This is a genomic window from Aeromonas sp. QDB14 (genome assembly GCF_027707845.1).
Taxonomy (GTDB): Bacteria; Pseudomonadota; Gammaproteobacteria; order Enterobacterales; family Aeromonadaceae; genus Aeromonas; species Aeromonas caviae.
On the sequence record NZ_JAPCJD010000079.1, the window covers coordinates 1 to 19,363 of the forward strand.

Consider the following 19,363-nt stretch of genomic DNA (forward strand, 5'->3'; position numbering starts at 1 on the left):
TTCGAGCTGGACGATCTGACCGTGGTGGGCGGCACCGTGACCGGGCTGACCAGCTCCGATGGCGGCAAGACCTGGACCGCGACCTTCACCCCGACGCCGGGCTTTGAAGGCACCGCCAGCGTGACCGTGAACAGCGGCAGCTACACCGACCTGGCGGGCAACAAGGGGACCGGCGGCAGTGACACCGCCGACACCGACACCCAGGCACCCAATGCCCCGACCGTGGTCATCGTGGATGATGCCAACAACGACCAGATGCTGACCAAGGCCGAGATTGGCAATGATCAGATCCAGGTACGCGCCGGGATCAATCACGCAGACCTGGTTGCGGGCGGCAAGGTGACGCTGACCATCAACAATGGTGGGGTGAACAGCACTGTCCAGTTGACGCTCAAGGCCGATGGCACCCTGCTGGCAAGCAATGGCAAGAGCTACGGCTATCAGAATGGCACCATCAGCTGGACGGAGACGACCCCGGCCAACGGCAAGTCGTTGACGGTGACGGCGACCCAGACCGACAAGGCGGGCAACGTCTCCCTGCCGGGCAGCGACAACGCGCAGATCCTGAATGAAGCGCCGGAGACGGCGAACAAGCAGGCAAACGGTCAGGAAGATGCCGCCAGCATCGCCATTCCGACCCTCAGTGGCAGCGACATCGATGGCAACGTGGTGAGTTTCACCATCAAGAGCCTGCCTGCCAACGGCATCCTCTATCTGAACGGGGTGGCTGTGACGGTGGATCAGAGCATTGCGGTGGCGGACGCCGGCAAGCTCACCTTCACTCCGAATGCGAACTGGAACGGCAACACCACCTTCAACTATGCGGCGGTAGACAACGACGGCGCCGTGGATGCGAGTCCCGCAACCGTGACCATCAAGGTGGATGCGGTCAACGATCTGCCGACGCTGACCATCTCCAATGGGGCTGTCGTCTCCGAAGAGGGTCTGGCAAACGGTATTGCCGACACGGTCGGCAACCCGGATACCACCAACGCCATCAAGGCGTCCGGTACCCTCTCGGTGGGCGACATCGACAGCAGCACGCTCAGCATCTCCCTGAACGGACCGGCCGGGCTGACGTCCGGTGGGGCCAAGGTCCAGTGGAGCTGGGATGCGGGCAGCAAGACGCTGGTCGGCTACAAGGGGGCGATTGGCGGCGCCGATTACAAGGCTGTGGTCGAGGTCAAGCTGACGGCACCCAATGCCAGCGGCAAGGGAGCGTGGACTTATGATGTGACCCTTAAGGAGCCACTCGACCACGGGGATACGACCTCGGAAGACAAGCTGTCGTTCCAGCTGGACGTGGAGGTCTCCGATGGCAGCGGCGTCACCAAGGGCAAGCTGGATGTCAGCGTGGAGGACGACTCCCCCATTGCTGGCAACAGCGATGCCGTTTCCGTGGTGAAGACCGATATTCCGAACGTGCTGACCGGGTTCTTCGATCTGACCAAGTACAGTGACAACCAGAGCACCCTGAACATGGCGGGTTTTACCATCAGCGCCTTGGGCTTCAAGTCGGCAACCGATTCCTCACTGGTAACGGCGGATGTCAACGGCTCCAGCTCGGGGCTGGGGGTGGCTAGCGGTGCTGCGCCTTACCACAACCTCGCCAATGAAATTGACTTCCGCCATTTTGCTGATGGCTCTTCCGTATCCGAGCGGCTTATCGTCACGCTGGATGCGGGCAAGGTTGCCTACGGCGCCAACATCAAGTTCAGCAAGATGTTTGGCGGCGAGCTGGAGAGCGGGGTCGTGGAGTTCTACCGAGACAACGTATTGATTTCCACACTTTCATTCAGATCGGATGCAGCGGGCGGAGAGTTCAACCAGAACTTCCAGGTGCAGCAGGGTGGCTTCGATACCATGGTGATCAAGGCGACCAATAACGGCAACATCAATACCAAAGACAACAGCGACTTTACCGTCAAGTCTATCGAGTTTCTGGGGGCTGATACGCCGCAGGCAATTGCCTATGGTTCGGGTACGGTTGCACCGCAATGGGGTGCTGATGGCAAGGGGCATATAGCGCTTTTGGGATCCAATGAAGTGGGTTTGATGACAGCTACTGGTAAAGAGATCTCAATTTCCAGCAAAGCAGGTCTACCCAATACCCTGTATGGCGAAGCCAGTGACGGCACTTTGGTGTTCAGGTTGGAGTTCACCCCAGCCACCGGCAAGTGGGAGTTCTTCCAGTACCAGCGCATGTCCAAACCCCTGGGTGATGGTGACATCGACTTCCAGATCCGGGTGGTGGATGGTGACGGTGACGCCAGCATTGGCTCCTTCGCCACCAAGCCTCTCTTCACGCCGCTGGTTCAGGGTGTCTCCAGCGAGAGCGTGACTGAAGGGGGCAACCTGTTGCACAAGGTCACCTTGTCCGATGCGACCCAGGAAGCGACCGAATACGATTTCGCCATTCGCGGATCGGGCAACAACCCCGCCTCCAACCAGGACTGGGGCAATGCCCAGTTCAGCAACGGCGTGACCTACAACAGCACTACCGGCAAGATCACGGTACCGGCGGGCGTGACAGACTTCACGGTGACCATCCCGACGGTGAACGATCGTCTGGTCGAGACGAACGAGACCCTCTCGGTGACCATCGGTGGTCAGAGCGGGACCGGTACCATAGTGGACAATGATCGGGCGCCGACGGCGGCTGGCGGCCACAGCGCCGGTGCCGAAGATCAGCCCCAGGTCCTGACCTGGGCCCAGTTTGGTGCCAGCGACGATCAGGATGCGACCGATCTCGGGGTGAAGATCAATACCCTGCCGCTGAACGGTACCCTCGAATACCTCAATGCAGCTGGGCAGTGGGCTGCGGTGCAAACCGGAGCCCTCATCTCCTATGCCGAGGTGAACGCAGGCCATCTGCGCTTCGTGCCCGGTCTGAACGAATCGAGCACCCATGCCGCCAACGGCAACGGCGCCGTGGTCGGCAACATGAAGGGCGACTATGCCAGCATCGGCTATCAGATAAGCGACGGTGCCAACCTCAGCAACGGCAGCAAGCTTGTGATCGACGTGGCGGCGGTGGCCGACAAGCCCACGGTCAACGTCACCCTGATGGGGAATGGCATGCCGTCTTACAGCCAGAGTTTCCCGAGCGCGGGGATCACCACGGGCCAGTTCCAGTCCGGCAACTTCGACAAGGGGGCCCTCGGGATCACCAACACTCTGACCGATAGCACTTCTAGTAAGGAAACCGTGGTGGGTGGTGATGGCAACGACTACATCGTGAGCCAGAAGGGGGGCGGAGACCACTTCGTCGGTGGCAACGGCAATGACGTGCTGGTCGGTGGCAACTCAGTGTCGGGCGATACCCTCGACGGCGGCGTTGGAAACGACATTCTGGTCGCTGGGTTGGGTGGCGATACTCTCTATGGCGGTGCTGGTGATAAAGATATCGCTGTACTGTCCGGCAACCGTGCCGACTACGCCATCACGAAGGGCAGCGGATACTCGATCAATGATCGCTGGTTCAACTTCTCCGTCACGGAGAAGGGGGTCGGCATCACCAAGGCGCTGCACGACGTGGAGTATGTCCAGTTCGCCGACGGTGTCTACCAGATCAATCAGGATACGGGCGTGCTGACCCTGGTGCAGCCGGTGGTGGTCGACTACCCGCTGGAGGTGAGCGCCTCCCTGAGCGATCGGGATGGCAGCGAAGTGCTCGACAGCCTGGTACTAAGCGGGATGCCCAAAGGCTCCGAGCTCTACAAGGGCAGCCAGTTGCTGGGCACCGTCGGGGTTGATGGCAAGCTTACCCTCACCGTCAACAGCGGTCTGTGGAGTGCGAGCGCGCTGGATGTGAAGTTGAGCGGACTGACGCTGCGAGTGCCGGGCAGCAGCGCCGGTCTGGTGGATCTCAAGGTCGAGGCCATCGCCAAGGAGGTGGGTACCGATCAAACCAGTACCGCGACCGACAGTGACAGCATCCGTCTGAGCTACTTCCAGTCCACCGAAGGTGAACCTGGCGATCAGAACCGGACCTATGGCAGTGAACACAATATCGTGGTGGGGGATCTGGACGGTAGCGTGGTGCTGCCAGGCCAGAACTATAACCTTGCCTTTATGGTCGACACATCGAGCAGTATTGGTGACGATATGGCGACGATTAGAAATCAGCTGATTCAGGTGTTCGAAGATCTTCAGGCGAGCGCGGGCAAGGAGGCTGCGGGCAAGGTCAACGTCTTCCTGGTCGATTTTGATACCCAGGTCAAGCGTTCCGTCAGCGTGGATCTGAAAGATCCCAATGCTTCGGGGTTGTTGGAGGATGTTATTAGTCAGATGAATGGCTATGAGGGATATACCAACTATGAGGACCCGCTCAAGGCGACCTCGAACTGGTTCAACAGTGACATAGCCAAGAACAACACCAATGCGAAGAATCTGGCCTATTTCATCACCGATGGGGCACCCAACTCCTTCTTCTACAACGAAAATACCAATCCGGTGGTGAACACCAAGACTGTGCAAAGGCTGGATACCTTTGTCAACGTCAACAACTACGTACCGGGCAAGGCCTTCTACGCCAATATCGGGGGCGATCAGAGGGTGATAGTGGATGCCAACGGCGATGTCAGACAGTGGTCACAGAATGGAAAGAAATGGGAATATAGCATCATTGGAACCCTTAAACCCCAGGGAGACGGAAGCTTCGAAATCTCAGATGCTTACATTTCTGGGTATACCAATGACACAGCCAGAAACAACGCATTGAGCGTGCTGCCGCTGCTGGAGGCAAACAATGTAGTGCTGCAGGCCATCGGCATCGGTAGCAAGGTCTCCATCGATACCCTGAAGCAGTTCGATAGCGATCAGGTGGTGCAGTTCAACGTATCAGCCTCCGATCTGGCCAATGCCATTCTGGGAACCTCCATCAACAACAAGCCGGGCAGTGACCGGATCGATGGCGGTGCGGGCGACGACATCCTGTTTGGCGACGCGGTACGCTTCACCGGCATCAGCGGGGAAGGGTATGCGGCCATCAAGCAGTATGTGAGCGGCAAGCTGGGGGCTGGGTCGGTGACCGATGCCCAGGTGCACGCCTACATCACGGATCATGCCAGCGAGTTCGATCAGTCGTCGGCCAATGACAAGGGTGACACCCTCCTCGGCGGTGATGGCAATGACATCCTGTTCGGTCAGGGGGGGGATGACTTCCTGTACGGCGGTGCCGGCAACGACACCCTGTTCGGTGGTAGCGGCAACGACACCCTCTATGGGGAGAGCGGCAACGATCGCCTCTATGGTGGCAGTGGCAACGACACCCTCTATGGCGGTACCGGCAACGACATATTGAGCGGCGGGCTGGGCAACGACATCCTGATCGGGGGGGGCGGAAACGACATCCTCATGGGGGATGCAGGTGCTGATACCTTCACCTGGCTGAAGGGGGATACCGAGGCTGGCAAGGTGGCCAAGGACTACATCGTCGATTTCAGCAAGTCGGAAGGGGACAAGCTGGATCTGAGCGACTTGCTAGACAGCGATGGCAGCAAGAGCGAGAGCTCCCTGAAGAGCCTGCTCTCGGTGTTCCAGGACAGCGAAGGGGTGCATCTGCAAGTCAAGGAGAGCAGTGCGGCGCCGGTGACTCAGGAGATAGTGCTGATGAACCACACCTTCGACACCCTGACGGGCGGTTCAGGGACGACTGCCAACCAGGTGATCGATTTCATGTTGCAAAACAACATGTTGGATATCAACAAGTAACAGCCAAGCGGGCTGGGCAAAAGCGGCAGAGCAATCTGCCGCTTTTTTTATGGGGGATTTTTGGGTGGATGGGCGCAGACGAGGGGGAGGGCAATGCAAGAAGAAGATAAAAAAGGGCGCCCTTCAAGAGAAGGGCGCCCGGGGTAGACGGGATGATTGCCAGAGGATCAGGCGTTGACCCCTGCCAGACGGGAGCCGCGCTGGAAGCAGTTGGCCAGCAGCAGCAAGGTGGTGACACCGACGGTGCCGAGCACCAGCCAGGGCAACCAGGGTTGCCCCTGGGCCATGGCGTAGTCGTGCAGGGCACCGCCCCCCACGTAACCCGTCATGCCCCCGAGCGCCAACCCCAGTCGGCTGAAGCCCATGTAGCTGCCCCGCGCCCCCGGTTGTGCCAGCTTGGTCATCAGGGTTTCCCGCGCCGGCTCGGCGATGACGATGCCGAGATAGAAGCAGGCGAGCAGCAGGAAGACCGCGGGCAAGGTGGTGGCAAAGGCCACCAGCCCGATCCCCGTGGTCATCAGCAGCACCCCCGCCATCAGGCGGTTCTCCAGCTTGAAGTGGCGCTCGCCGAACCGGGCAAGGGGGTAGAGCAGGGCCAGGGAGATGGCCGTCTCCAGGGTGTACATCCAGCCCACCGCCGTGGTGCTGCCTGCCATCTGTTTGACGAGAATGGGGAAGATCAGCATGACCTGCACCCAGAGCGCGTAGTAGCCGCTTAAGATCAGCACCAGTCGGCAGAAGGCCTTGTCCGCCAGCACCTGGCCGAGGCCGTCCCGGATCGGCGTCGGACGCACCGAAAGCTTGTAGGAGGGCAGGATCAGCAGGTTGCACAGGGCGGCGCAGACGAACAGGCCGGCACCCAGCAGGCAGACATATTCAAAATCGAAGTTGAGCAGCCAACTGCCGAGCAGGGCTCCCACCACGGCGCCGGCGCTCTCCAGCATCATCAGCAGGGAGATGTAGCGACCCCGCTCCCGTGGCCGGGTGAACTTGATCACCAGGGCGGCGCGGGGGGGATCGAACAGGCAGCCACCCAGCCCCGAGATGATGCAGGAGAGGATCAGCTCCAATCCGCTCTGGGCATAGGCCAGGCTGGCAAACCCCAGCGCCCGCAGCAGCATGCCGCAGACGATGAGGGGGCGCGCCCCGAACTTGTCGGCGAGGGAGCCGCCAAAGACCCCCAGCCCTTGCTGGGTAAGCTGACGCAGCCCCAGTGCCAGTCCGACCACACCGGCGGCCCAGCCCAGTTGGTCGACGAAGCGCAGGCTGATCATGGGCATCACCACGAAGAAGCCCAGGATCACCAGCAGGGAATCCAATGCCAAGAACCACCGCCCCAACCGCCTCGCCCGATCCACCATGACCCTGATACCTCTGTTTGCTTCGCTGATATTGTTGTCTTTCTTGCCCGAACGGCGCCGTCACCAAACAGAGCCAAGGGGGATGACAACTCCCTGGCTCGGTGGCGTTCAGCCGGTTCATGACGATTGATGCTGCTATTCTGGTGGGGCTCCAGATATAGTGGTAGCCGACAACTGGCTATATTTCATATTGGATTTGGTTATGGCTATGACCCTCGACGATTTGCAACTGCTGCTGGATGTGGCCAACCGTGGCAGCTTCAGCAAGGTGGCCGCCATTCGCGGCTGGTCACAACCCATGGTGAGCCAGCGCATTGCCGTGCTGGAGCAGGAGCTGGGCCAGTCCCTGTTCCGTCGCCATCGTCGGGGGGCCACCCCGACCCCGGCCTGCGAGCAGTTTCTGCCTGCCGCGACCGCGGCTCTGAGCGCACTGGAAGGGGGGCGGCTGGCGATGCAGGGGGCGCCTGCATTGCCGCGGATCCGGCTTTCCTGCCTCCCCTCTCTGACCACGGCGGTGTTCGGCCCCCTGCTGCTGGCCCTGGTGGACGAGACCTTCGAGATCCGCTGCAACACGGATCACTCTGGCATCATCATGCAGGAGTTGCTGACCGGCGAGACCGACGTGGGCTTCATTCTCAAGTGCCCTGCCATCGCGGGCATCCAGCTCGAACTGCTTTACCGTTCCCCGATCATCGCCGTGGCCTGCGCCACCCACCCGCTGGCCGGGCGGCAGGGGCTGACCCTGCAGGACATTGCCAACGAGCGGCTGGCGCCCCAGCAGTGGGGGACGGGCTGCGACGAGCTGATCCTGCAGTTGCGTCTGCTGCGCCAGGTGGCGAGCCCGCTGCACGCCATCCAGCCAGCGAGTGCGGCACGGGAGCTGGCGCTGGAGCACGGCTTCATCACCCTGATGCCGGCGCTCGCCATCACCCGGGATCTGGAGTTCGGTCGCCTGGTGAAGCTGGACGTGGTGGATCTGCCACCGGATCACTGGGACGTGATGATGGCCTGGCGCAGCGGCAAGCGCCCCAATCCCGCCAAGGAGCGGGTGCTGGAGGCGGCCCGTACCCTTGCCCGGCGCTGGTCGGGCAAGCGGACATAAAAAAGCGCCGGACCAGGCCGGCGCTCTTTGCTTATTCCCCTTGATGCCCGCTCAGACTCAGTAGCTGGCCTTGAGGGTGACGCCGGAGAAGGCGCTGAACCCGCTCAACTGCACGTGCCAGGTCCCCGCCTTGGGGGCGTTCAGGGTACAGGTTTCGGCATTGCCGCTCTTGTAGGGGCGGCAGTCATAGCTGCTGGCGGTCGGCGCGCTGCCGAACTTCACGTAGAGATCCGCATCCCCGCTACCGCCGCTGCTGGTCACCACCAGCTGGCTTCTGCCGGCGGGCACCTCGACGGTGAAGTTCAGCTTGCCCCCCTTGGCGGCGGTGAGATTGCTCACCGGTACCCCGTTTTGCAGCACGCTGCCCGGTTGGGGCGTGGTGCCGCCGCAGGTGGCATTGACCCCGACGGCGGTGAAGGCGGCTGCCACGTCGCTCACGCTGTAGCCGAGATCCGTGGCAGCCCTGGTTACCCCGCACGCCCCCTGATCGAAGGTGGTATTGGGGCCCCAGTAGAGGCGGTTGGCCAGCACGAACACCTCGAACGCCTTGCGGGTTTGCCAACCGCTGGTGTTGGCCAGCAGGTAGAAGGCGCGGTTGTAGACCCCGGAGCTGTGGTGCACGTCGATGCCGTCATAGTAATCGCTGGCGTGGCCGATGGACTTGCCGTCCCGGGCCGGGTCCTCGAAGTAGCGCAAGGAGCCGTTGCCCTTGAAGATCTGGGCCCCCACCAGCCAGTCGTTGCTGCCCTTCATGTAGTATTCGGCCGCTTCCCCCGCCATGTCGGAGAAGGCCTCGTTGATGCCGCCGGACTGACCGGAGTAGACCAGTCCTGAGTTCTGCTCGGTGAAGCCATGGCTCACCTCGTGGGCCGCCACATCCAGGCTCACCAGCGGATAGAAGGTGGTGGCCCCGTCGCCGAAGGTCATCTGGCTGCCGTCCCAGAAGGCGTTCTCGTAGTTGCGGCTGTAGTGCACCCGCATCTTGAGCTTGAAGCTGAGCGGCGCCGTGTTGTACCAGTTGCGGTACATGTCGAACACCACGTTGCCGAAGTAGTGGGCATCGTTGAGAGGGGAGTAAGCACCGTTGATCTCCTTGACCGTGTTCTCCGGGCAGGTGAACTGGTGGATGGTGCCCCCCGTGGTGCCGTGATTCATGTTGAGGGTGTCCACATTGGTCCCCGTCATGCGGCAGTTGTCATCCACCTGGAGGGGGCCAAAGTCGGCGCCGTAAAAATACTTGCCGGTCTTGACGTTGCCCCCCGGGCCGGTGGCGTCCTTGTGGTTGATCCCCTCCCAGCGTTTGAGCTCGCTGCCGGTCTGGGCGTCGATCATCACGAAGGGGCGGCTCGGTTCCTTGCTGGCGGCGAGCCAGGAGACCAGATAGACCAGTCTGGCCTGGCCGGTCTCATCCTGCATCACGAACAGCTTGACCTGTTCGTTGCTCCCCTTGGCACCGCTGCGAGCCTGGCGTGCGGCGTCGCTGGCGGAGAGGGCAACGGCCGGGCCCGTCAGGTCGGCATCGATCTTGCGCAGCATGGTGCCGGACACCTGATTGACCTGGCCCCCCAGCGCCTGATCGGCCACCAGGACCTGGCCCCACACTGGAATCCCCTGCCAGGTCTGCTCATAGCGTATCCGCTGCTGGCCATTGGGCAGCGTCACCGCTCGCACCTTGCGAAACTCGCCATCCCCGGCGCCAAGGGCGCCAATCTTGGCGGCGCCGCTCACCGCACCGGTCAGGTCGGAGACCTGGTTCACTTCCACCTGTTCTGCCGCCATGGCGGCGCTTCCCCAGCAGGCCAGCATGACGGCCAAATAGACTTTGTTCATCTCGTCTTTCCTTAGTCGATGAAGATTACACGCCGGGTCCGTTGCCCGGCGCTCTTACACTAGTGGGAAGGGGGAAAATAACGGCCTGTCATTTGTCACAGGGCAGCGAAAACAGGTAGCACGATTCACTTTTACAGCGCCAATCATCCACAAATACTGGTAATGGCAGCATGTTGAACCGCTGTGAGGGGTGATTGATGACCTTGGTAGCAAGGTGCCCGTATGGGGATCGCCATATGGGGGTTGCCAGCGGGGAAGCCAGTTGAAAAGTCCTTGGCAAACAAGGGATTGATTGACTACATTGGCTCCCATGACGGCAGATGGCCGGAGCGGAACCGGGGAGGAGTGGCGATGTTTTCATGGCAACTGGATGACGAGCTGGCGCTCCTGTTCCTGCAACCCGACATGGCCAGCGAGCTGTTTCGCCTCTGCCAGCGCAACCGCGATTACCTCTCCCAGTGGCTGCCCTGGGTGCCCCACATCCAGCAGCCCGCCGACAGCGCCACCTTCATTCGCCACGCCATCGAGAAGTTTGCCCGGGGGGAGGGGCTGACCACGGCCATCGAGTATCAGGGGGAGGTGGTCGGCGTCATCGGTTACAACCAGATCGATCAGGATCTCAGCAAGGTGACCATCGGCTACTGGCTGGCGGAGCGCTGGCAGGGACACGGCATCATCACCCGGGCCTGCCAGGCCCTGATCCATCACGCCTTCGAGGAGATGGGGATGGAGAAGGTGGAGATCAGCGCCGCCCTCGAGAACGAGGCGAGCCGAGCCGTGTGCGAGCGGCTGGGAATGACCCAGGAGGGGATCACCCGGCGGGCGGAGCGGCTGGCGGACAGGGTGGTGGATCATGTGCACTACGGCCTGCTGCGGGACGAGTGGCTGAGGCTGAGGGATCTCTGATGACCTTCCTGTCCGCTTCCAACCTCCTGAGGGTGAGATGACGACGCTGCCACACATTGCCACCCCCCGTACCCGGCTGACCGTGCTGACCCCGGAGCGGGCCTGCCTGATGGTGGATTTCTATCTGCGCAATCGCGCCCACCTGTCCCCCTGGGAGCCCAAGCGGGAGGAGAGCTTCTACACCCTGGCTCACTGGCAGACCCGCTTGCGCGACGGTTACGGCCACTATTTCGAGGGCAGTGCCGTGCAACTGGTGGCGCTCGATCCCAGGGGGGAGCGGGTGCTCGCCACCTGCAATTTCACGAACATTGTGATGGGCATGTTCAAGGCGTGCCACTTGGGCTATGCCATCGACAAGGAGCACGAGGGGCAGGGCCTGATGCAGGAGGTGGTGGCCGCTGGCATCGATCACCTGTTCCGGGAGCGGGGCCTGCATCGCATCATGGCCAGCTACATGCCCGCGAACCTGCGAAGCGGCGGGCTCCTCGAACGGCTGGGGTTCGAGCAGGAGGGGTACGCTCGGGACTATCTGATGATCAACGGCCGCTGGGAGGACCACGTCCTCACCGCGCTCATCAACCCCGCTGGCTAGCAGAGCCGTTGTCGAAAGGGGGGCTGGCGGGTGACCGCCATCGCTTTTTCACTGCAAGATCGCACTATCTGTACGCCTCTCATACCCCTGGGGATAAAAGCGTGTAAAATTGCGCCCTGAATTTTCCCGGCCGGCAGACGCAGGCCGCGACTCCATACATGCAAGGCAGACATTGTGACAGAAGTAGATAGATTCGCGGACATTCGCCCCTATCGCGATGAAGAAGTACCGGCTGCCATCGAGCGGCTGATCCAGGATGACGAGTTTATCGGCGCCATCGCCAAATACCGCTTCGGTTCCCTGATGAGCTGGCTGGGTTGGGCCATTCGCCCGCTGATCCGCCAGTTCCTGCGCCACAAGTGGGCCAAGGTCAGCACCATCCATCAGGTACAGATGGGGGTGACCCGCTACATGACCCGGATGATCGCCACCTCCACCCAGGGAGTGAGCTTCTCCGGGCTCGAACACCTCAAGAAGGAGCAGGGCTACCTGTTCGTCTCCAACCACAGGGACATCGCCATGGATCCGGCGTTCGTCAACTGGGGGCTGCACACCCACGGTTTCGATACCGTGCGCATCGCCATCGGCGACAACCTGCTGCGCAAGCCCTGCGCCACCGAGCTGATGAAGCTCAACAAGAGCTTCATCGTCAAGCGCTCCGCCAAGGGACCGCGGGAGATGATGAAGGCCCTCGGCGAGCTGTCGGCCTACATCGGCCAGTCGGTGCACGAGGGACACTCCATCTGGATCGCCCAGAAGGAGGGGCGCGCCAAGGACGGGGACGACAAGACGGATCCGGCCATCCTCAAGATGTTCTACGTGGACGGCAAGAAGCAGAAGATCGAGTTCGTCGACTACATGCGCAGCCTCAACATCGTGCCGGTGAGCATCAGCTACGAGCTGGATCCCACCGACAAGGCCAAGGCGCGCGAGCTCTACGAGAAGTCGGTCAACGGCAGCTACGAGAAGGGCGAGTTCGAGGACATCGAGAGTATCGTCGCGGGCATCGTTGGCCAGAAGGGGCGGGTACATGTCTCCTTCGGCGCCCCCATCACTGAGGGCTTCAGCGATCCGGACGAGCTGGCGGCGCTCATCGACAAGGCGATCTGGAGCAGCTATCGCCTCTTCCCGGGCAACTACCTCGCGGCGGATGTGCCCGGCAAGGCCAGCACCATAGAGCAGAGCGCCTTCCTGACTCGCCAGTCCGAGGTGCCACAAGAGCACAAGGCCATCTGGCGCGCCATGTACGCCAAGCCGGTGGAAAACGCCGGCAAGGTTTGAATGGCACCGTTTTGAACGGGTGATGGAAAAAAAATGGGAGCAGATGCTCCCGTTTTTGCGTCTGGTCAAAGTCGGGGGAGATTGGGTAGTGAATAATATTGTTTCAACTGGTACGATCATCGGGTGAATGGGCGAGTATCTCTTGGCAGGGGCGGACGAGTATGCAACAGTGACTCGGCGCCATCGGCTTGGAAGCGACAGCGCCCCCGTCTGCACGGATGGCAGACGAGACGATAAAAGGACCTTCAATGGTCCTTTTTCATTGGTGCACAAAGATAGACCACAGATATATCTAAGGATGCGAACCTCATGATCACCGGCAGTCTGGATACCTTGCAACGCACCCCCTTGCCCGCCCCCCTGAACCGTATCGTGGCCGAGGTGGTGCAAAGCGTCGAACGCTGGCTGTACGCCCCCCTCGGCAAGCAGGAGGTCGACGGCCTCACGCTGTTCTGCCTGGTGAGCGAGGATCTGACAGAGCCGGTGGCGGATCGCCGGGGCGAGTTTCATGAGCAGTATCTGGACATCCAGCTGCTGCTGCGCGGCGAGGAGTGGATCGGCGTGGGCCCTCACGCCTACAGCCGGGACGGTGCCGATCATCCTCACCCCGATCTCTGGTTCGTCGATGACGAGCAGACCAGTTATCTGGCGTTGCAGCCCGGCGACTTCGCCATCTTCTGGCCGGGAGAACTGCATCGCCCCCTCTGTACCCTGACGACCCCAGGTCCGGTCAAGAAGCTGGTCGTCAAGGTTCACCAGTCGCTGCTGACCGGCGCCTGAGTGGCAACCGGGGCCTGGAGTCCCGAGTGATTGGGCCAACAGAGGCCCGTTGCGAATCGCTGATTCGACGCGCGCGCCAGACGAACGGTCTGCGCCCAACGATTTGAAAAATTGGACGCACCCTCCTGCGACCATAAGCCCCCGGCAGGGGAATCCCATCCATCGCTGGATGACACGACACTGTCGGCGTAACGCCGAAGCACAGGAAGATGTAGAACATGAGCAAGTTGGTATTGATCCTTAACTGCGGTAGCTCTTCCCTGAAATTTGCCGTAATGGACGCTGAAACGGGCGAGGACATGCTGTCCGGCCTGGCCGAATGCTTCAATCTGGATGACGCACGTATCAAATGGAAACTCCACGGGGTCAAGGGCGACGCCATGCTGGGCGCCGGTGCTGCGCACCAGGAAGCCCTCGACCACATCGTGGGCCACATCCTGCCCCAGGATCCCGCCCTGGCCGATCAGCTGGTCGCCATCGGCCATCGCATCGTGCACGGCGGCGAGCAGTTCTCCCGTTCCGTGCGCATCGATGACGGCGTGATTGCCGGCATCGAGGCCGCCATTCCGTTTGCCCCCCTGCACAACCCGGCGCACCTCATCGGCATCCGTGCCGCCCTCAAGGTGTTCCCGGCCCTGGCCGACAAGAACGTGGCCGTGTTCGACACCGCCTTCCACCAGACCCTGCCAGAGGAAGCCTACCTCTACGCGCTGCCCTACAAGCTCTATCGCGAGAATGGCATCCGTCGTTACGGCGCCCACGGCACCTCCCACCGCTTCATCGCCGAAGAGACCGCCAAGGCGCTGGGCAAACCGCTCCATGAGCTCAACATCATCAACTGCCACCTGGGCAACGGTGCCTCCGTCTGCGCCATCAAGAACGGCGAGTCCGTCGACACCTCCATGGGGCTGACCCCGCTGGAAGGGCTGGCGATGGGCACCCGCTCCGGTGACATCGACCCTGCCATCGTCTTCTTCATGCACGACAACCTGGGTTACAGCGTGGACAAGATCAACCAGGTGCTGACCCGCGAATCCGGCCTGCTGGGCATGACCGAGGAGAGCAGCGACTGCCGCTACGTCACCGGCAACTACGCCACCGACGCCGGTGCCAAGCGTGCGCTGGACGTCTTCACCTATCGCGTTGCCAAGTACGTCGGTGCCTATGCTGCCGCCATGGATGGTCGCCTGGACGCCCTGGTGTTCACCGGCGGCATCGGCGAGAACGCCGCCATGGTGCGCGAGATGGTGCTGGCCCGACTGGCCCTGCTCGGCTTCAAGATCGACAAGGAGGCCAACAACGCAGCCGTACTGGGCGGTGAAGGCCCCATCACCGTCGAAGGCAGCCGTCTGGCCCTGGTGATGCCCACCAACGAAGAGCTGGTGATCGCCCGTGATGCCCTGAGCCTGGTCGGCTAAGGCACCCTCTGGTGACGACAACGCCCGGCCCCTGCCGGGCGTTGTCGTTTCGGCAATAGTGATCGGCCTGTCATTTGACATGGGGGACCAGATGCGTACCCTGACCGCTGTGTGATATTGCGGAGGTAACGATGAAAGAGATGTTTTTCAACTGGTTGTCAGGCCTGGGGGTCGATGTGACCCCCATGATGGCCCTGGTGATTGCCCTGGGGTTCATCGTGCTGACCGCCATGGTGCTGCACCTGGTGCTGCACCGCATCCTGCTGGTGCGCCTGGTGGGGCTGCTTGGCAAGACCAAGCAGATGTGGCTGCCGCCCCAGTTGCAGCAGCGCCTCTTCTACCGGCTCGCCTTCGTGTTCCAGGGCGCCGTACTGCTCGGTCAGGCGGAGATCTGGCTGCCCAAAGCGTCCGAGAGCCTGGCGCTTATCGAGTTGCTGGCCCAGCTCTGGATCCTGCTGTTCCTGCTGCTGGCCCTGTTCGCCCTGCTCGACTGCCTGCTCTCCCTGAGCCGGCATACCCGGCTTGGGCGGGATCTGCCCCTGCGCGGCATCTTCCAGGGGGTGAAACTGGTGGCCAGCATCCTGGTGGGCATCCTGATGATCGCCCTGCTGCTCGGCAAGTCGCCCCTCTTCCTGTTCAGCGGCCTGGGGGCCATGACCGCGGTCCTGATGCTGGTGTTCAAGGACCCCATCCTCGGCCTGGTGGCGGGTATCCAGCTCTCCGCCAACCGCATGCTGAGCGTCGGTGACTGGCTGCAGATGGACAAGTACGGGGCGGACGGCGAGGTGACCGACATCGGCCTCACCACGGTCAAGGTGTCGAACTGGGACAAGACCATCACTACCATCCCTACCTATGCCCTCATCTCCGACTCCTTCAAGAACTGGCAGGGGATGACCGAATCCGGCGGGCGCCGCATCAAGCGCAGCGTCAACATTGACATGACCAGCGTGCGCTTCCTCACCTCGCAGGAGCAGTTGCAGCTCAAGCAGGCCAGGTTGCTGGCACCCTACCTCAGCCGCAAGGAGCAGGAGCTCAGCAGCTACAACCAGCAGCTCAGCGATGCCATCAGCTGCCCCATCAATGGTCGCCACCTCACCAACCTCGGCACCCTTCGCGCCTATCTGGACGCCTACCTGCGGGCTCATGCGGGCATTCGCAAGGACATGACCCTGATGGTGCGCCAGTTGGCACCGACCACGGACGGCCTGCCGCTGGAGATCTACTGCTTCACGGCGACCACCGCCTGGGCCGAGTATGAAGGGATACAGGCTGATATTTTCGACCACATATTTGCGATAATTGAGCAATTCCATCTGCGTTTGCATCAGTCGCCAACCGGTTATGATATGCACAGTTGGAAAAACGGCTGATCCCGCTTATGACAAGGTGCCGTGGCGCAGCGCGGCACCGTATTTAATCACCGACCCGTCAGCACGTGGCGGTTGAAATTTGCATGGCAGAGGAGAAAAATGGCGGCCTTCTCTTCGCCCCGGGCGCGCCCGTCGCCTCCGCGCTGGCCAGAGTGCTGAACCACCCCCTTTATCACAGGAAAGTTATGAAGCTCCTCCACAACACGGCGGCCGCACTGTGCTGCTCCCTGATCCTGGCCGCCATGCCCGCCCTCGCCATCGAATATACCCTGCCCGCAGCCAACAGCCGCCTGGTGGGGGAGAACCTGGACTACGTGGTGTCCCCGGAAGAGGCGGGCCAACCCCTGGAAGCGGCAGCGGCCAGATTCCAGCTCGGCTTGACCAACATGCTGGAAGCCAACCCCAAGGCAGACCCCCTGCTGCTGCAGGCGGGCGAGAAGCTGGTCGTGCCCCATCAGCTGATCCTGCCGGATGCCCCCCGTGAAGGCATCGTGCTGAATGTGGCCGAGATGCGCCTCTACTACTACCCCAAAGGCAAGAAGGTGGTGGAAGTGTTGCCGATTGGCATCGGCCAGCTCGGCACCGACACCCCGGAAGACTGGGTGACCAGCGTGCAGCGCAAGAAGGCGGGCCCGACCTGGACCCCGACCGCGAAGATGCACGCCGAGTATGCCGCCCGTGGCGAGACCCTGCCTGCGGTCTGGCCGGCCGGTCCGGACAACCCCATGGGGCTGTTCGCGCTCTACATCGGCAAGATGTACGCCATCCACGGCACCAACGCCCAGTTCGGCATCGGCCTGCGGGTGAGCCACGGCTGCGTGCGTCTGCGCAACGACGACATCGAGTACCTGTTCAAGCAGGTCCCGGTCGGTACCCGCGTCCAGTTCGTGAACCAGCCCATCAAGGCCTCTGTCGAGCCGGATGGCCGCCGCTACCTGGAAGTGCACCAGCCCCTCTCCCGCAACCAGGAGGAGTTCAACTCCAGCCTGCCGGCCCCGCTGCCCATGTCCACCGCCGTGACCCGCTTCATCGCCCACGCGGACAGCGACTCCCAGCTGGTCAAGCAGGCCCTGGAGCAGCGCAGCGGCATGCCCATCGCCATCAACCGCTGATCCCGCCCGTCGGTATTCCGAGCCCCGGCCACTGTCGGGGCTTTTTTATGGCGCGGGGGAGGGGATCATCAGGGTAAACCCTTGGCAGGTCGGGATAAAATCCGGCCTTATTGCAATTGAGTGGTTGCTTGGTTAGGTGTTAAACGTTTTTCATGTGTTTTTTATTTGTTAAAAGTGGTTGTGGTCCGGCGATCTGCTGATTACTCTAGGCCGGTTTTTTTAAGGAAGAGTCCGTCGCAAGAACGGGCACAGACGTCACATAACGGAGTTTTGAATGACAGCTAGCACCCCCATGCTCATCACCTTTCTGGTGTACATCCTCGGGATGGTGTTGATCGGCTTCATCGCCTATCGCGCCACCCGTAACTTTGACGACTACATTCTCGGCGGCCGCCGTATGGGGAGCTGGGTGACCGCCCTCTCCGCCGGTGCCTCCGACATGAGTGGCTGGCTCCTGATGGGCCTGCCTGGCGCCGTCTTCATCGGCGGTATCTCCGAGAGCTGGATCGCCATCGGCCTCATCATCGGCGCCTACTTCAACTGGCGCTGGGTGGCCGGTCGGTTGCGGGTTCACACCGAGAAGAACCGCAACGCCCTGACCCTGCCGGACTATTTCACCTACCGCTTCGAAGACAAGAGCCGGGTGCTGCGCATCCTCTCCGCCCTGGTGATCCTGCTGTTCTTCACCATCTACTGCGCCTCCGGCGTGGTGGCCGGTGCCCGCCTGTTCGAGAGCACCTTCGGCATGAGCTATGACACCGCCCTCTGGATCGGTGCCGCGGCCACCATCACCTACACCTTCTTCGGCGGCTTCCTCGCGGTAAGCTGGACCGACACCGTGCAGGCGACCCTGATGATCTTCGCCCTCATCCTGACTCCGGTGTTCGTCATCATCGCCGTGGGCGGCATCGACACCGCCATGGTGCAGGTGGCGGCGCAGAACGCCAGCAACCTCGACATGTTCAAGAACCTGGACTTCATCGCCATCATCTCCCTGATGGCCTGGGGCCTGGGCTACTTCGGCCAGCCCCACATCCTGGCGCGCTTCATGGCGGCGGACTCCCACCACTCCATGGCCAGCGCCCGTCGCATCAGCATGACCTGGATGGTGCTGTGCCTGGGTGGCGCCGTGGCCATCGGTTTCTTCGGCCTGGCCTACTTCTCCACCTTCACCGAGCAGGCGGGTGGCGTGACCGCCAACCCGGAGCGCGTCTTCATCGAGCTCTCCAAGATCCTGTTCAACCCCTGGATTGCCGGCGTGCTGCTCTCCGCCATCCTGGCGGCGGTCATGAGTACCCTCAGTTGCCAGCTGCTGGTCTGCTCCAGCGCCATCACCGAGGATCTCTACAAGCCCTTCCTGCGCAAGAACGCCTCCCAGAAAGAGCTGGTGTGGGTCGGCCGCGCCATGGTGCTGCTGATCGCCCTGGTGGCCATCGCCGTCGCCACCAACCCGGAAAACCGGGTGCTGGGGCTGGTGAGCTACGCCTGGGCCGGTTTCGGTGCCGCCTTCGGCCCCGTGGTGCTGCTCTCCGTGCTCTGGTCCCGCATGACACGCAACGGCGCCCTGGCGGGCATGCTGACCGGTGCCCTGACCGTCATCATCTGGAAGCAGTTCGGCTGGCTGGGTCTGTACGAAATCATCCCGGGCTTCCTGTTTGCTACCCTGGCTATCGTGCTGTTCAGCCTGCTGGACAAGGCTCCCTCCAAGGCCATGCAGGATCGCTTCGCAGAAGCCGAGCAGGAGTTCCAGAGCCCCCTGACGGAGGCGGTCGCGGTGAAATAACCCGCGCCATCCGTGACAAAAAGCCCCGCCATGGCGGCAATGCTGATCAGTTAAGGATCCATTGACCGATCCTTCTGCTGTAGGACAATCCGGAACCAATCACTGGTTCC

The 19,363-nt window shown here is 61.9% G+C and carries 12 protein-coding genes; 10 read left to right on the plus strand and 2 right to left on the minus strand.

Annotation, left to right across the window (positions count from 1 at the left end; all coding sequences use genetic code 11):
• Positions 1–5,715, plus strand: a 5,715-nt coding sequence (locus tag PG887_RS18800) for an Ig-like domain-containing protein (RefSeq protein ID WP_270822576.1), incomplete at its 5' end; no start/stop codon positions are given.
• Between the two features lie 167 nt (positions 5,716–5,882).
• Here the strand turns inward: PG887_RS18800 and mdtH are convergent.
• Positions 5,883–7,076, minus strand: a complete 1,194-nt coding sequence (gene mdtH, locus PG887_RS18805; protein WP_270822577.1) for a multidrug efflux MFS transporter MdtH — start codon at positions 7,074–7,076, stop codon at positions 5,883–5,885.
• Between the two features lie 202 nt (positions 7,077–7,278).
• Here mdtH and PG887_RS18810 point away from each other — a divergent pair, with 202 nt between their 5' ends.
• Entirely contained in the window at positions 7,279–8,178 is a 900-nt protein-coding gene (locus PG887_RS18810; protein WP_029314793.1) for a LysR family transcriptional regulator, read from the plus strand.
• A gap of 57 nt (positions 8,179–8,235) precedes the next feature.
• Here PG887_RS18810 and PG887_RS18815 read toward each other — a convergent pair whose 3' ends face one another.
• The gene (locus tag PG887_RS18815) at positions 8,236–10,008 is read right to left on the minus strand and encodes a M4 family metallopeptidase (RefSeq protein WP_053288774.1); all 1,773 of its coding nucleotides are present in this window, start codon (positions 10,006–10,008) and stop codon (positions 8,236–8,238) included.
• A gap of 351 nt (positions 10,009–10,359) precedes the next feature.
• Here PG887_RS18815 and PG887_RS18820 point away from each other — a divergent pair, with 351 nt between their 5' ends.
• The 8 genes from PG887_RS18820 (at position 10,360) to putP (ending at position 19,253) form a co-directional block, all read left to right on the plus strand.
• On the plus strand, positions 10,360–10,914 hold the full coding sequence (locus tag PG887_RS18820) for a GNAT family N-acetyltransferase (RefSeq protein ID WP_227263424.1): 555 nt from the start codon (positions 10,360–10,362) through the stop codon (positions 10,912–10,914).
• Between the two features lie 37 nt (positions 10,915–10,951).
• Positions 10,952–11,506 (plus strand): GNAT family N-acetyltransferase, encoded by a 555-nt coding sequence (locus tag PG887_RS18825; protein WP_270822579.1) that lies wholly within the window; start codon positions 10,952–10,954, stop codon positions 11,504–11,506.
• A 174-nt stretch (positions 11,507–11,680) separates the two neighbouring features.
• Positions 11,681–12,787 (plus strand): 1-acyl-sn-glycerol-3-phosphate acyltransferase, encoded by a 1,107-nt coding sequence (locus PG887_RS18830; RefSeq protein ID WP_010675527.1) that lies wholly within the window; start codon positions 11,681–11,683, stop codon positions 12,785–12,787.
• 309 nt (positions 12,788–13,096) lie between these two features.
• Complete coding sequence (locus PG887_RS18835) at positions 13,097–13,567, plus strand: YhcH/YjgK/YiaL family protein (RefSeq protein WP_270822580.1); 471 nt, start codon at positions 13,097–13,099, stop codon at positions 13,565–13,567.
• A 218-nt stretch (positions 13,568–13,785) separates the two neighbouring features.
• Entirely contained in the window at positions 13,786–14,985 is a 1,200-nt protein-coding gene (locus PG887_RS18840; protein WP_010675525.1) for an acetate kinase, read from the plus strand.
• A gap of 131 nt (positions 14,986–15,116) precedes the next feature.
• A complete protein-coding gene (locus PG887_RS18845) occupies positions 15,117–16,358 on the plus strand; it encodes a mechanosensitive ion channel family protein (RefSeq protein WP_010675524.1) in 1,242 nt (413 codons plus the stop codon).
• A 185-nt stretch (positions 16,359–16,543) separates the two neighbouring features.
• Positions 16,544–17,470 carry a L,D-transpeptidase family protein gene (locus PG887_RS18850; RefSeq protein ID WP_270822582.1) on the plus strand — a complete coding sequence of 309 codons (927 nt, stop codon included), beginning with the start codon at positions 16,544–16,546 and terminating at the stop codon, positions 17,468–17,470.
• 274 nt (positions 17,471–17,744) lie between these two features.
• Positions 17,745–19,253, plus strand: a complete 1,509-nt coding sequence (putP, locus tag PG887_RS18855; protein ID WP_270822583.1) for a sodium/proline symporter PutP — start codon at positions 17,745–17,747, stop codon at positions 19,251–19,253.
• The last annotated feature ends 110 nt before the right edge of the window (positions 19,254–19,363 follow it).